This window comes from Marinobacter sp. L-13, assembly GCF_056857715.1.
Window position 1 is genome coordinate 133,867 of the sequence record NZ_JBSXNQ010000064.1, and the last position, 12,720, is coordinate 146,586.

A 12,720-nucleotide genomic window follows, 5' to 3' on the forward strand; every position below is an offset into this window, starting at 1 on the left:
TTGTTATCGCCCCTCAGAATACCCATTCCAGGCCCGCATAAAAAGTTCTTCCCGGGGCGGGTTCGAAATAGCCCCGGTCTTCCACAGGGCGGTTCGCGTTGGCATTTATCCGCACGTTACTGAAGTAGTCCTGATCCAGCAGATTGCGGATTCCGGCATACAGGTTCAGGGTCTGATCCGCCATCCGTACTGAATCGCCGGCACGCATACCGACCAGCCAATAGTCACTCACCAGGGTCTGGTTGCTGTTTTCGGCGTAGAACTCGCCCACATACTGCCACTCCAGAGCCGCGAAACGACCGGCTGCACCGCGCCACTCCAGCTCGCTCACCCAGAGTTGCTCCGGCAGACCTGGAATAGCGTTGCCGCTGGCGTCGTTGCCCTGCTCATCCACAAAGTCCCTTAGCTCGTAATCCGCCAGGGTCAGCGCGCTGGTTACCCGCCAGGCGTACGAAAGGTCCCAGGCCAGACCCAGTTCAAAACCATTGCGACGGGTTTCGCCGGCGTTTTCGTAGAAGGTCTGATCGCCCACGTTAAAGGGCAGGATCTCGTCCTCCACCCGGATGGAGAACAGGGCCATGTCATAGCTGAGGCCACGGCCAAGCATGCCGCGCATACCCATCTCGCGATTCAATGCCTGCTGCGGCTCCAGCTCGGGATTGAAGCCGCCGCCATTCGGATTGGCAAACTCGGTAAAGGTGGGTGACTCGAACGCCGTACCGAGGGTGGCGTATACCTGGTGCGCCGGTGCCAGCTTGTAGCTGATACCGGCAACGCCACTGTATTCCCGGAAAGTCCGGTTGCCCGAATCATCGTTACCGTCTTGCAGCCAGTCGTCGTCAATGGCCAGACGCAACCGGTCGAACCGCACGCCAAGGGAGACGTTGAGTGCGTCGCTCAGCGCCAGGTCGCCCTGGCCAAACACCGCCACATTGGTAGCACTCTGGTTTTCCGCCTGGGTCTGGCCGGTGATATCGCCATCGATAGACACCGAATAGCGGCGCCGGTCGTCGGACTGATGGTGAACATCCAGGCCGGTTACCCACACCAGAGGCAATCCGGCCAGCGTCGATTCCTGCTGATACTGGGAACTGATGCCGTAAAAGTGCCGGTCGTAGGCTATGCGGCTGCTTCCGGGAAACGGCAACTGCTGTGCGAAATCCCGGTGAGTGTAGAAGGTATCGAGGGTGAGTTGGCCGGGAAGGACGCCCGAGTCTTCAAATCTTACACCCAGGGTCTGCTGGTTCACGGTCTGGCTGCTGTCCAGCCTCTTGGCCAATGCGGTGGCCTGCTCCGGATCTTCTTCGGCCTGGGCCAGGGTGAGCCCACCCGGATCTTCGGATTTGGGGTTATGCAGCGCGTTGAATGTGGCGGTTATCCGCCGTCCAGAATCCAGATCCCGTGCCACACGGGCGTTGAACAGTGCTTTCTCTGCCTTGCTCTGCTCCCGGTGGCCATCAAAGGTCAGCCAGGAAAGCGTTGCTATGCCGCTGGTATCACCATCAACGCCATTTCCCTGTATCGCGGCCTTGCGATAGTCGTCACTGCCGCCATCGAGCCGCAGCCGACCGCCCTGGGGCAGCTCATCACCCAACGCAGTGGAAATATCGATCACACCGCCCGCGGCATTCCCATACTGAACGGAGGCAGGCCCCCGAATGACCTCGATTCGCTGGGCGGAATCCAGATCAATGGCATCGATCTGGGACTGGCCATCGGGCAGCGTGTAGGGGATACCATCCACCTGAATCCGGATACCCCGAATACCGAAGGGCGCTCTGGCACCAAATCCGCGAGTAGACAATCTGAGATTCTGGGCGAAGTTGTAGCGGTTCTGAAAAAACAGGCCCGGAACGGTATTGAGGGATTCATCCAGTTGCAGACGCTGCTGACCCTCACGGATATCGGGTGCGTTGATGACCGAGACTGCCGCGGGCGTTTCGTACAGATCCCGAACCAGTCTTGGTGACGTTACTTGAAGCACCAGCTCCTCATCGTTGTCCAATGACGACTGTGCAATCGCCGGAAGCGAGCTCGACATCCACACCGGTGACAGAACAAGCACTGCCAGGTAGTTATTCCTGCTCAAGGGGCCTCCTCAGGGTTCGCTTATCAAGGTTTCTCTTGATAACGGGTACGCCAGCGATGGGGAAATGGAGTTATCCCATTGAATCCATCGGAAGAGCCGGCTCAGGCGGGGATCCAGGCTTCAAGCAGATCGACCAGCCAGGGCACGAGCAAGGCGGTAGCGAAGGCGGAAAGCGCCATCGCAAGCCCGGAAAAAGCACCCATCTGCGAACTTACCTGAAACGCCCGGGCGGTCCCGATACCGTGTGCTGCAACACCCATGGCAATGCCCCTGGCGGTGTCATCGCGAACCCGGATCCACTCAAAGAGCTTGGTGCCCAGAACGGCGCCGGTGATGCCCGTGATAACAACCAATACGGCAGTCAGCGACGGAAGGCCGCCAATTTTTTCGGAAATCCCCATGGCCACCGGCGCCGTTGCCGATTTCGGGGCCAGGGACATCTGGATCTCCGTAGACCCACCCAGAAGCCGGGCCAGGCCGATAGAGCTGCCTGCGGCGATGACAACGCCGCAAAAGAGCGAAATCGTTACCGGCAACCAGAGTTGTCGAAGCCTGGAAAACTGCTGATACAGGGGAACGGCCAACGCCACCGTCGCCGGTCCCAGCAGAAAGTGAACGAACTGACCGCCTTCAAAATAGTCACTGTAGGAGGTGCCGGTGGCCAGCAACAGGATGATGAGCATGGCCACCGATGTGACCACCGGATTGGCCAGCGGATTGGAGTTGGTTTTCAGGTACAGCCGGTAGGCCAGACCATAGGCCACCAGGGTAATGGTCAGTCCGAGGAGCGGGGACGTCGAAAGGTAGACCCAGATGTCTTTCAGACCCGGCTCATTCATCGCCGCCCTCCTTTTCGGCCAGCGGCTTTGCAAACCAGCGGGTGGTCACCTGCATGATCAGCGCGGTGGCGACCATGGTTATCACGGTACTTAACAGCAGCGCCAGGGTTATGGGGACCCACTCGTCGGCGATGCGGCCAAAATGCGCCATCATGCCCACGCCCGCCGGAACGAAAAGAAGCGAGAGATGACTGAGCAAGGCCGTGGACGCCTGATCGACAGACTCCGGCGCCTTGCCCCGTATCATCAAAGTTACGAACAGCATCACCATGCCAAGTACGGGCCCGGGGATGGGAACACCGAGCAAGCGAACTGTAATCTCCCCTATCAACTGGTAGACAAGCAGAAGGGTAATGCCGTTCAGGAACTGCATAACGCAGGACTCCAGTCAGTTTTTGCTCTGTACCGTCGAAATGGGAATGATGCTTCGACCATACATGGCGAGAACAAAGCCGATGGGGAACATCAGCACCCCGTAGACCGCAGCCGGGATCGACATGGCGCTGGATTCCAGCAGAGTCAGAGTGACCATGAGGGCAATGGTGCCGTTCTTTACACCCAGCTCCACCGCCACTGCCAGGGATTCCCGCTGGGTCAGACCCGCCATCCGGCCGGCCGCCAGGCCGAGACCAATACCGGCCAGATTCAACAGGATGGTTGCCGGCCCCGCCTGCTTCAGGAGCTCCCAGATCTGGTCGCGAACACCGTACACCAGCGCCACGATCAGCACCGCCAGCACGATACCGCCGAAGATACTCACAATGCTTTCTGCCTTGCGGGCAACCTCCGGCTTGCGGGTACGAACCACCATCCCGATGGCGACCGGGAAGAGCACGATGCCAATCAGCATGCCCACGGTTTTCCAGACCGGCAGCACAATGTCTTCCTCGGTTCCCATGTAGTACTGAAGGGCAATATTGGTAAACAGCGGCAGGGTAAGAATGGTGATCAGGCTGGCGCTGACGGTCAGTACTATGGAGAGGGCAATGTTCCCCCGCGAGAGCAGCACAAACAGATTCGAGGTGGTGCCTCCAGGGCAGGCAGCGATGATCACCAGTCCGACCGCTATGGCCGGCGGAACCGCCAGCAACGTGGCCAGCATGAAGGCGATGAGGGGCATGACGAGAATCTGGGCAATGGTGCCGACGATCATCCCTTTCGGATACACCGCCACCTGGCGGAAGTCTCGTATCGTCAGGGTCATGCCGATACCGATCATTATGATGAACAGAGCAATCGGCAGACCTGCCGAGATAAGCGGGCTGGATTCCACAACGCCTCCGGATGTTTTTGTTTTTACTGCAACCAACCGATGAAAAGTAGCACACACTCGCCTCTTTCGGGAGACTAAAACGGCAAACGTTTGAGGCGATAAAGCACTGCAAAACCGGGGAACTTTATGACCTGAAACATCGTGTCACGAAGCAGTTGCAAGTATACTTGCAGCAGATAACTAAAATACGTGGATACTGGTGGAGACGCACAAGGAATGAAACGCCTGGGAACGCTGGATGCCTCTTGGCTGGCCGTAGAATCTGAAGACACCCCCATGCATGTGGGCAACCTGCAGATCTTTTCGCTACCGGAGGGCGCCCCTGAAACCTTCCTCCGGGACATGGTGACCCGCATGAAGGAAACCGGCGATGTCGCGCCCCCCTGGGGTTTAAAGCTTGCCTGGTCCGGGCTGTTGGGTCGGGTACTGGCGCCGGGCTGGAAAGTCGACAAGAAAATCGATCTGGATTACCACGTGCGTCACTCGGCACTCCCGCGCCCCGGCGGTGAACGGGAACTGGGCATACTGGTATCGCGCCTGCACTCCAACCCCCTGGATTTTGCCCGCCCACTCTGGGAATGCCACGTTATCGAGGGCCTCGAGAACAACCGTTTTGCGCTCTACACCAAGATGCATCATTCCATGATTGATGGCATCAGTGGTGTACGCCTGATGCAACGGGTACTGACAACCGATCCCGACAAACGGGACATGCCGCCACCCTGGTCGGTTCGGCCGGAGCGCCGTCGCGGCAGCAAATCCGATTCCGAGGCCAGCGTGCCCGGTGCGGTTTCACAGGCCATGGATGCCCTGAAACTGCAGGCAGATATGGCACCGCGTCTGCTGCAGGCGGGCAACCGGCTGGTGCATTCGGTCCGCCACCCCGAGGACGGTCTGACGGCGCCGTTCACCGGGCCCGTCTCCAAGATCAATCATCGGGTCACCGGCCAGCGCCGGTTTGCCACCCAGCATTATCAGCTCGACAGGATCAAGGAACTTGCCCACGTTTCCGGCGCTTCCCTCAACGATATCGTTCTGTACCTGTGCGGAACTGCCCTCAGGCGTTTTCTGCTGGAACAGAATGAACTGCCGGACGCTCCCCTCACCGCCGGCATACCGGTCAACATCCGGCCGTCCGATGACGAAGGGACAGGCACCCAGATCAGTTTCATGATCTCTTCGCTTGCGACCGACGAAGCCGATCCGCTGACCCGCCTGCAAAACATCAAGGCGTCAACGCGAAGGGCCAAAGAGCATTTGCAGAAGCTGCCCAAAAGCGCGCTCACCCAGTACACCATGCTCCTGATGTCGCCTTATATACTGCAGCTGATGTCCGGCCTTGGCGGTCGCATGCGGCCGGTATTTAACGTCACGATCTCCAATGTGCCGGGGCCCCAGAGAACGCTCTACTACGAGGGCGCGAAACTGGAAGCCATGTACCCTGTCTCGCTGATTACTCACGGTGGCGCTTTGAACATCACCTGCCTGAGCTATGACGGCTCACTGAACTTCGGCTATACGGGCTGCAGGGATACCCTGCCAAGTATGCAGAGACTTGCGGTTTACACGGGTGAAGCACTGGACGAACTGGAAAGCCTGATTCTTCCGCCAAAGGCCAAACCGAAAGCTGCGGCCAAGCCCAGTGCGCCGCGCAAACAGTCGACGAAAAAGAGTAAAGCGGACTGATACAACGGACAATCAGCCCGCGCTTTGCCAGTGGGCGGCGCCCACGAAAATCAGTTGCAGGAAGCGGGTGGTCCGCTTCCTGATCTGCTCGATCTGATAGTCGTCTTCGGCGGATACGCCGAGCAGATCAGTCAGGCTGAAGGCGACACTGCGCACCACCAGGTCACAGGTCATGTCCAGATCCTGATCGGTCAGATGGTCCACCAGCCTCAACCTGCGCAGATCATTCGCAAGCTCACTGGCAAAGAAACGCATCTCGCTCCGGATACCTTCCTGCACTGCCCTGCTCTCACCGGCCAGCCCCTGGGCCATGAACAGAAAGAAACTCCGGTTGGCCTGCGCGTGGCTGATAAAGATGGCCACCGATTCTTCAATCAGTTTGTCCGCCTGCAACACATTCGCGCGGGCTTCTCGCATCATCCTGCGTAGCACCAGGCCCAGCTCATCCACAAGCTGCAACCCCAGATCGTCCATATTGCGGAAATGCCGGTAAAACGAGGTGGGCACCACGCCTGCCTGACGTGTCACCTCCCGGATACCAAGACTGGCGAAATGCCTGCCCTTGCCTACCAGGGTTAACGCCGCGGTCATCAGTTTCTCGCGGGTTTCACCGGGCTTTCTTCGCTGTTTTTCCGCCATCCTGTACCCATACCGCCTGCCGTTAGCCAATGGTTCACAAGTGTACACATCCCAAAAAATAAAAGTACAGAATGCTTGTCATTTTGAGCCATTACGAGCTCAGCCGTTGTCAGTTTACGTAGTCGTGTGTACATTCGTACACATAAGTGAACACTTGTACACACGGACAGCGAAAAGCCTCAGGGAGGCAACGATCATGTTAGCGAAACAGACCCAGCAAAAAGCCCTTCACTGGCTCGGAAGGCAGCTATTCAACCGGGATGACCCGGAAGCGTTTTTTGACCCACTGCTGGAACGCATCAACCCCATGTGGGTACAAGAGTACACACCGGCCAGAGTGGAGCAGATCCTTTCTGAAACCGGGGACACCAAGACACTGGTTCTGAAACCGGCCAGGCGCTGGTCGGGCTTCCGCGCGGGCCAGCATGTGAACATCTGTGTTGAAGTGGATGGAGTACGCCGAAACCGTACGTTCAGCCTCTCGAGCTCACCCCTGCTCTGGCAGGAACAGGGACTGGTCACGCTGACCATCAAACGCCTTCCCGGCGGCCTGGTGACCAACTGGCTTCACGATCACCTGCAAACTGGGGCGGTAATCGGTCTGGGCGAAGCCTTTGGTGATTTTCTGATACCAGAACCGGCCCAACCGGTGCTGTTTATTGCCGGTGGCAGCGGCATCACGCCAGTGTTGAGCCAGCTTGAGACCATGGCGGCCCAGGATTACCGGGCACCGGTGACTCTGCTGTATTTCGTCAGAACCCGTGATGACGTTATTGCCCGGGAGAAACTGTTGGCCCTGAAGGCACGCTATAGCGCCCTCACGCTTAATATCATCGCCACCAACGAGTCCAGGGAACCCCGCTACCTGCGTGGCCAGGATCTGGACACAGTGCCAGGCATCAAGGCTCGGCAGGTCTATCTCTGCGGCCCCAAAGGCCTGATGGATCTGGCCCAGGGCCTCCTCTCCGAGAGAGGCTTTGCTGACGCGGATATCCACAGCACGTTCTTTTCAGTGCCAAGTGCCAACCTTGGAAACGAAACACTCGGTGGTGAGGTTCAGTTTGAGAGCAGCCAGATGATGGTCGATTCCGAGGGCGATGCCACCCTGCTGGAAATCGCCGAGGCCGCCGGACTGACACCGCGCCACGGATGCCGCATGGGCATCTGCCACCAGTGCAGTTGCCGGAAAACCACGGGTACCGTCATCAACCGTCTGACCGGCCAAACTTCCGGCCCCGGCGAGGAGACTGTCCAACTTTGTATCTCCGTTCCCCGCGGCCCGGTCTCACTCGACCTTTAAGAACCCACATCCGATTTTATTGCGGGGCCTGAGCGCACCGCAGGGAGTATGACCATGAAAAAGATGACCGAAGCGCAACTCGCAGAACTTGAAACCGATCTGAACGCGATCCGGGAGGAGGTTCTGGCGGACCTCGGAGAACGGGACGCACGTTACATCCGGAGAATGATCCGGCTGCACCGGAGTCTTGAGGCCGGTGGCCGGATCATGATGCCATTCGGCTTCCTTCCGCCGGTGTTCGTTGCTGCCACGGCAACCCTCGGCATTGCCAAGATCCTGGAAAATATGGAGATCGGTCACAATGTCATGCACGGCCAGTATGACTGGATGAACGACCCGAGCCTGAATTCCCAGACCTACGAGTGGGATACGGTCTGCACAGGTGACTCCTGGCGCCGTACCCATAACTATGAACATCACACCTACACCAACATCATCGGCAAGGACCGTGACTACGGCTACGCCGTCTTACGACTGACCGATGACGAGCCCTGGAAACCCTGGCACACGCTGCAGTTCATCAATTACATTCTGCTGAGCGTGTTCTTCCAATGGGGCGTGGGCCTGCACGAACTTGAAACCGAGAAGCTGCGAAGCCGGGAAATAAGCTGGCGGGAAAAACTGCCGTTCCTGAAGCAATTCGCCCGCAAGGGTGGCCGCCAGGCCTTCAAGGACTACGTTTTCTTCCCGCTGCTTACCTTTCCGGTGGCTCCGATTGTTCTGGCGGGGAATGTGGGCGCCAACCTGATCCGTAATCTCTGGTCATCCACGGTGATTTTTTGTGGCCACTTTACCCAGGATGCGGAAACCTTCACAGAGGAGGAATGCGAGGGCGAGAGCAAGGGCCACTGGTATTTGCGCCAGCTCACGGGGTCCTCAAACTTCACCGGGGGCCGCTGGCTTCATATTCTGAGCGGCCATCTTAGCTACCAGGTGGAACACCACGTGTTCCCGGACCTGCCCGCCCACCGGTATCCGGAGATTTCCGGGAAGGTACAGGCGGTGTGTCGAAAGCACGGCATTCACTACAACACCGGCAGTTTTGCCAAGCAGTACGGCACGGTAGTCAAACGCATACTCCGACATTCACTGCCGGAGAAGTTGATGGGAATGGCCAGAGCGGCCTGACAGGGCTGGAGCGGCCAGGCGCCAAGGGCGCGCCTGGCCGCGTCAGGCTATCTGAAGTAATCTCAAGAGCTGGGGCCTGTGCTGATCCTGGATAACATCGGCCAGGGTGTACTTGTCCAGCACTTCCAGGAAGGCCTTCAACGCCTCACCGAACATCGATTTCAGGCCACACACGGGGGTTATCTTGCAGGCGTTCTTGGAGGAAAAGCACTCCACGATGCTCAGGTCCTGTTCGGTTTCCCGTACCAGGATACCAACGTTAATATCCGAGGGCGCCCGATGCAGACGCATTCCACCCTTTTTGCCCCGGATGGTTTCAATGTAGCCCTTCTTGTTCAGCTGGTGCACCACCTTCATGAGGTGGTTTTTGGAAATGTCATAGCTGTCAGCGATTTCCTGAATGGTCGCCAGACGATCACCCTGAACTGCCAGATATATCAGTACTCGAAGTGAATAATCCGTGTAGCGGGTGATGTGCATTCAATACTCCAGTCGTGTGTGCAATCGTTCAATAAGAAGGTCGGGTTACCAGATAACAGGCGGTGCCGCACAAAAATACGCCAGAAATGCCCAACACCATCGCTGACGCTCCCAACGCAAACAGCATCCCCCAACTCAGGGCCATCATGCTGCACGCCAGCACCTTCGCCCGTGCCGGCACTGCCCTGCGTGTACGCCACTGATCAATGGCAGGACCAAACCTGGGATGGTCTTCAAGCCACTGAGCAAAAGCCGGAGACCCCTTGCTGGCAAAAAATGCGGCCAGCAGAACGAAGGGTGTTGTGGGCAACAACGGCAGAACCACTCCTGCAGCAGCCAGCGTAATCGAGATATACGCAAGAATACGAAATCCGGTTTTCCCAAAACGATCGCCCATCACGGGGTTCTCACCAAGGTTCATAACTGCATCTATTCTACCGGGATTCAATGGACAGGTCTGCCCAAACGGCTGAGAAAAACCAGACGCGCCACATAGGCCACCTTGATACCGACCGCAAAAACCAGGGTTCCGATATGGGCAGCAATTTGCACAGACAGTGCAAGCGCGCCCGCCAACGGGTATGCAAGCAGAATTGTAACCATCAAACCCAACACTGACAGTCCCAGGGTGCTGTTTGCTGTGAAAAGCCACTTTTCGTATTCACTCATGAATCCACCTATAACATTTACTATAAATACATCTTAATGCTAAGCCGGCACCAGAAAAAAATCAAACCGTAGAAAGTCACCCACCTAAAAACCTTCCCTTACCCATCTACGACTTCCGATATACCCACAAAATAAATTTGACACCTTAAATGCATCAAATCAAAATTCCTGCATAAAGATTTATCTTAAATAAATGTTTAATGAGGAGACAGTGTTATGAAACAGAAAGACGCCTACCCGACCCGACTGGGAGGAGCGCACCATGGCTAAGTACCGCCGCCTCTGGTTTTTGCTGATCGGAATCCTGGCAGTAACCTTCACGCTCCTGGGGTATTTCGGTGCCGAGGTGTACCGCGAAGCACCGCCCATCCCGGATCGCGTTGTGTCCGCCGACGGCGACACCCTGATGACCGAGGAAAGCATTCTTGATGGACAAACTGCCTGGCAGTCCGTCGGAGGCATGCAGCTTGGCTCGATCTGGGGCCACGGTGCCTACCAGGCACCGGACTGGACCGCCGACTGGCTGCACCGTGAACTGGAAACCTGGCTGGAAATCGCAGCCCTGGAAGAGTACGGGCAGGAATGGCACAGCCTCAGCGGGCAGCAGCAGAACGCCCTGCAGTACGACCTGAAGACCGAGTACCGCACCAATACCTACGACGCCGCTACCAGCACTCTGCAGCTTTCCGAGCGCAGGAGCGAAGCTATTGCCAGAACAGCCGACTACTACAGCCGACTGTTCAGCGACGCTCCGGAACTGCAGTCAACCCGCGAAAACTACGCCATGAAGGAAAACACCCTGCCCAGCGCCGAGCGTCGCGAGCGGATGACCGAGTTTTTCTTCTGGACTGCCTGGGCCGCTGCTACCGAACGCCCGGACAGCGAGGTTACCTACACCAACAACTGGCCCCACGAACCGCTTATCGATAACAGGCCTAGCGGCGAGAACGTGGTCTGGTCGTTAATCAGTGTGGTTCTCCTGATTGCCGGTGTCGGTGGTCTGATCTGGGCCTGGGCCTTCCTTCGCAAGGAGGATGAGGAACCGCAGGCGCCACTGAAGGATCCACTGAGTGCAGTCGGGCTTACGCCTTCCCAGAAAGCATTGGGCAAGTATCTTCTGCTGGTGGTTGGCCTGTTCACTTTCCAGGTCATGCTTGGCGGCTTCACTGCCCACTATACGGTTGAAGGTCAGGGTTTCTACGGCATCGAGACCTCCGAGTGGTTCCCCTACTCCCTGATGCGTACCTGGCACATTCAGTCCGCCATGTTCTGGATTGCCACCGGCTTCCTCGCCGCTGGTCTGTTCCTCGCCCCCATCATCAATGGCGGCAAGGATCCGAAATTCCAGAAACTGGGTGTTGATGTGCTGTTCTGGGCCCTGGTTGCTGTGGTTGCCGGTTCGTTTATTGGCAACTTCCTCGCCATCAACCAGATCATGCCGGCCAATCTCAGCTTCATGCTGGGCCACCAGGGTTACGAGTATGTAGACCTTGGCCGCCTCTGGCAGATCGGCAAGTTCCTCGGCATCGTGTTCTGGTTGGTGCTGATGCTGCGCGGTATTGTTCCCGCCCTGCGCCAGCCTGGTGACAAGAACCTGCTGGCCCTGCTGACCGCTTCGGTGGTTGCCATTGGCCTGTTCTATGGTGCCGGCTTCTTCTACGGCGAGCGTACTCATATCTCGATCATGGAGTACTGGCGCTGGTGGATTGTCCACCTGTGGGTCGAAGGCTTCTTTGAAGTGTTCGCAACCACTGCCCTAGCCTTTATCTTCTGCAGCATGGGCCTGGTGTCCCGCACCGTGGCAACATCTGCCAGCCTGGCATCCGCCAGCCTGTTCATGCTCGGGGGCGTGCCCGGCACCTTCCACCACCTGTACTTCTCCGGCACGACCACGCCGGTAATGGCAGTGGGCGCCACCTTCAGTGCACTGGAAGTGGTACCACTTGTGGTCCTGGGATACGAGGCCTGGGAAAACTGGCGCCTGAAGTCCCGCGCACCGTGGATGGAAAATATTCGCTGGCCGCTGACCTTCTTTGTGGCGGTTGCCTTCTGGAACATGCTGGGTGCCGGCGTGCTCGGGTTCATGATCAACCCGCCAATCGCGCTGTATTACATCCAGGGCCTGAACACCACGCCCACCCACGCCCACGCGGCCCTGTTCGGTGTCTATGGGTTCCTGGCCCTGGGCTTCGCACTGATGATCCTGCGTTACATCCGTCCGCGCATCATCTTTGACGAGCGGCTGATGAAGGTAGGTTTCTGGTGGCTGAATATTGGCCTGGTCCTGATGCTGTTCACCAGCCTGTTGCCGGTCGGCTTTATCCAGTTCATTGCCAGCGCCAGCGAGGGCCTGTGGTACGCACGCAGTGAAGCCTTCATGCAGAGCGATATCCTGCAAACCCTGCGCTGGGTCAGAACCGTTGGCGACGTGGTCTTCATCGTTGGCGCACTCGCCGTAACCTGGCAAGTCGTGAAGGGCGTTTTCTTCCCGGATCTGGAGCCGGTTGCCCTCGAAACCGATGAAAGCGGCGCAACCAGCGAGCTCAGCGCCTGAAAAAAAGAGCCCGGGCCAGGGACGGCCCACTCTGAATTACCTGACAGCAGGCTTACCTCCCGA

General features: G+C 57.8%; 12 protein-coding genes. 4 read left to right on the forward strand and 8 right to left on the reverse strand.

Going from position 1 to position 12,720, the window contains the following annotated elements:
* Nucleotides 1-13: 13 nt before the first annotated feature.
* The 4 genes from AC13DD_RS17130 to AC13DD_RS17145 all read right to left on the reverse strand — a co-directional run bounded on the left by AC13DD_RS17130 (nucleotide 14) and on the right by AC13DD_RS17145 (nucleotide 4,201).
* Nucleotides 14-2,089: a TonB-dependent receptor family protein gene (locus AC13DD_RS17130; protein ID WP_008175356.1), complete on the reverse strand. Its 2,076-nt coding sequence runs from the start codon at nucleotides 2,087-2,089 to the stop codon at nucleotides 14-16.
* A gap of 101 nt (nucleotides 2,090-2,190) precedes the next feature.
* Entirely contained in the window at nucleotides 2,191-2,928 is a 738-nt protein-coding gene (locus AC13DD_RS17135) for an LrgB family protein (protein ID WP_053112946.1), read from the reverse strand.
* Nucleotides 2,921-3,301, reverse strand: coding sequence for a CidA/LrgA family protein (locus tag AC13DD_RS17140; RefSeq protein WP_008175358.1), 381 nt, complete (start codon nucleotides 3,299-3,301; stop codon nucleotides 2,921-2,923). The genes AC13DD_RS17135 and AC13DD_RS17140 overlap by 8 nt, the downstream gene beginning before the upstream one ends.
* 15 nt (nucleotides 3,302-3,316) lie before the next feature.
* Nucleotides 3,317-4,201, reverse strand: coding sequence for a bile acid:sodium symporter family protein (locus AC13DD_RS17145; protein WP_008175359.1), 885 nt, complete (start codon nucleotides 4,199-4,201; stop codon nucleotides 3,317-3,319).
* Nucleotides 4,202-4,417: 216 nt separating this feature from the next.
* Between AC13DD_RS17145 and AC13DD_RS17150 the strand changes: the two genes are divergently transcribed.
* A complete protein-coding gene (locus AC13DD_RS17150; RefSeq protein WP_104270709.1) occupies nucleotides 4,418-5,887 on the forward strand; it encodes a WS/DGAT/MGAT family O-acyltransferase in 1,470 nt (489 codons plus the stop codon).
* 12 nt (nucleotides 5,888-5,899) lie between these two features.
* On the opposite strand, the gene AC13DD_RS17155 is transcribed toward AC13DD_RS17150, so the two are convergent.
* Nucleotides 5,900-6,526, reverse strand: coding sequence for a TetR family transcriptional regulator (locus AC13DD_RS17155; protein ID WP_008175361.1), 627 nt, complete (start codon nucleotides 6,524-6,526; stop codon nucleotides 5,900-5,902).
* 196 nt (nucleotides 6,527-6,722) lie between these two features.
* On the opposite strand from AC13DD_RS17155, the gene AC13DD_RS17160 reads away from it, so the two are divergent.
* On the forward strand, nucleotides 6,723-7,826 hold the full coding sequence (locus AC13DD_RS17160) for a ferredoxin reductase (protein WP_104270710.1): 1,104 nt from the start codon (nucleotides 6,723-6,725) through the stop codon (nucleotides 7,824-7,826).
* Between the two features lie 54 nt (nucleotides 7,827-7,880).
* A complete protein-coding gene (locus AC13DD_RS17165) occupies nucleotides 7,881-8,954 on the forward strand; it encodes a fatty acid desaturase family protein (RefSeq protein ID WP_008175363.1) in 1,074 nt (357 codons plus the stop codon).
* 42 nt (nucleotides 8,955-8,996) lie between these two features.
* On the opposite strand, the gene AC13DD_RS17170 is transcribed toward AC13DD_RS17165, so the two are convergent.
* The 3 genes from AC13DD_RS17170 to AC13DD_RS17180 are packed head-to-tail and all read right to left on the reverse strand — an operon-like array spanning nucleotide 8,997 to nucleotide 10,103.
* Nucleotides 8,997-9,434 (reverse strand): RrF2 family transcriptional regulator, encoded by a 438-nt coding sequence (locus tag AC13DD_RS17170; RefSeq protein ID WP_008175365.1) that lies wholly within the window; start codon nucleotides 9,432-9,434, stop codon nucleotides 8,997-8,999.
* A 28-nt stretch (nucleotides 9,435-9,462) separates the two neighbouring features.
* Nucleotides 9,463-9,855, reverse strand: a complete 393-nt coding sequence (locus tag AC13DD_RS17175; RefSeq protein WP_008175367.1) for a YbaN family protein — start codon at nucleotides 9,853-9,855, stop codon at nucleotides 9,463-9,465.
* Between the two features lie 23 nt (nucleotides 9,856-9,878).
* Nucleotides 9,879-10,103 (reverse strand): hypothetical protein, encoded by a 225-nt coding sequence (locus AC13DD_RS17180; RefSeq protein ID WP_008175371.1) that lies wholly within the window; start codon nucleotides 10,101-10,103, stop codon nucleotides 9,879-9,881.
* Nucleotides 10,104-10,365: 262 nt separating this feature from the next.
* On the opposite strand from AC13DD_RS17180, the gene AC13DD_RS17185 reads away from it, so the two are divergent.
* Entirely contained in the window at nucleotides 10,366-12,657 is a 2,292-nt protein-coding gene (locus tag AC13DD_RS17185) for a nitric-oxide reductase large subunit (protein ID WP_104270711.1), read from the forward strand.
* The last annotated feature ends 63 nt before the right edge of the window (nucleotides 12,658-12,720 follow it).

Coding starts and splice junctions, on each gene's coding strand:
- AC13DD_RS17160 (WP_104270710.1), top strand. CDS start 6,723: ATGTTAGCGAAACAGACCCAGCAAAAAGCCCTTCACTGGCTCGGAAGG.
- AC13DD_RS17135 (WP_053112946.1), bottom strand. CDS start 2,928: ATGAATGAGCCGGGTCTGAAAGACATCTGGGTCTACCTTTCGACGTCC.
- AC13DD_RS17140 (WP_008175358.1), bottom strand. CDS start 3,301: ATGCAGTTCCTGAACGGCATTACCCTTCTGCTTGTCTACCAGTTGATA.
- AC13DD_RS17155 (WP_008175361.1), bottom strand. CDS start 6,526: ATGGCGGAAAAACAGCGAAGAAAGCCCGGTGAAACCCGCGAGAAACTG.
- AC13DD_RS17185 (WP_104270711.1), top strand. CDS start 10,366: ATGGCTAAGTACCGCCGCCTCTGGTTTTTGCTGATCGGAATCCTGGCA.
- AC13DD_RS17175 (WP_008175367.1), bottom strand. CDS start 9,855: ATGAACCTTGGTGAGAACCCCGTGATGGGCGATCGTTTTGGGAAAACC.
- AC13DD_RS17170 (WP_008175365.1), bottom strand. CDS start 9,434: ATGCACATCACCCGCTACACGGATTATTCACTTCGAGTACTGATATAT.
- AC13DD_RS17165 (WP_008175363.1), top strand. CDS start 7,881: ATGAAAAAGATGACCGAAGCGCAACTCGCAGAACTTGAAACCGATCTG.
- AC13DD_RS17180 (WP_008175371.1), bottom strand. CDS start 10,103: ATGAGTGAATACGAAAAGTGGCTTTTCACAGCAAACAGCACCCTGGGA.
- AC13DD_RS17150 (WP_104270709.1), top strand. CDS start 4,418: ATGAAACGCCTGGGAACGCTGGATGCCTCTTGGCTGGCCGTAGAATCT.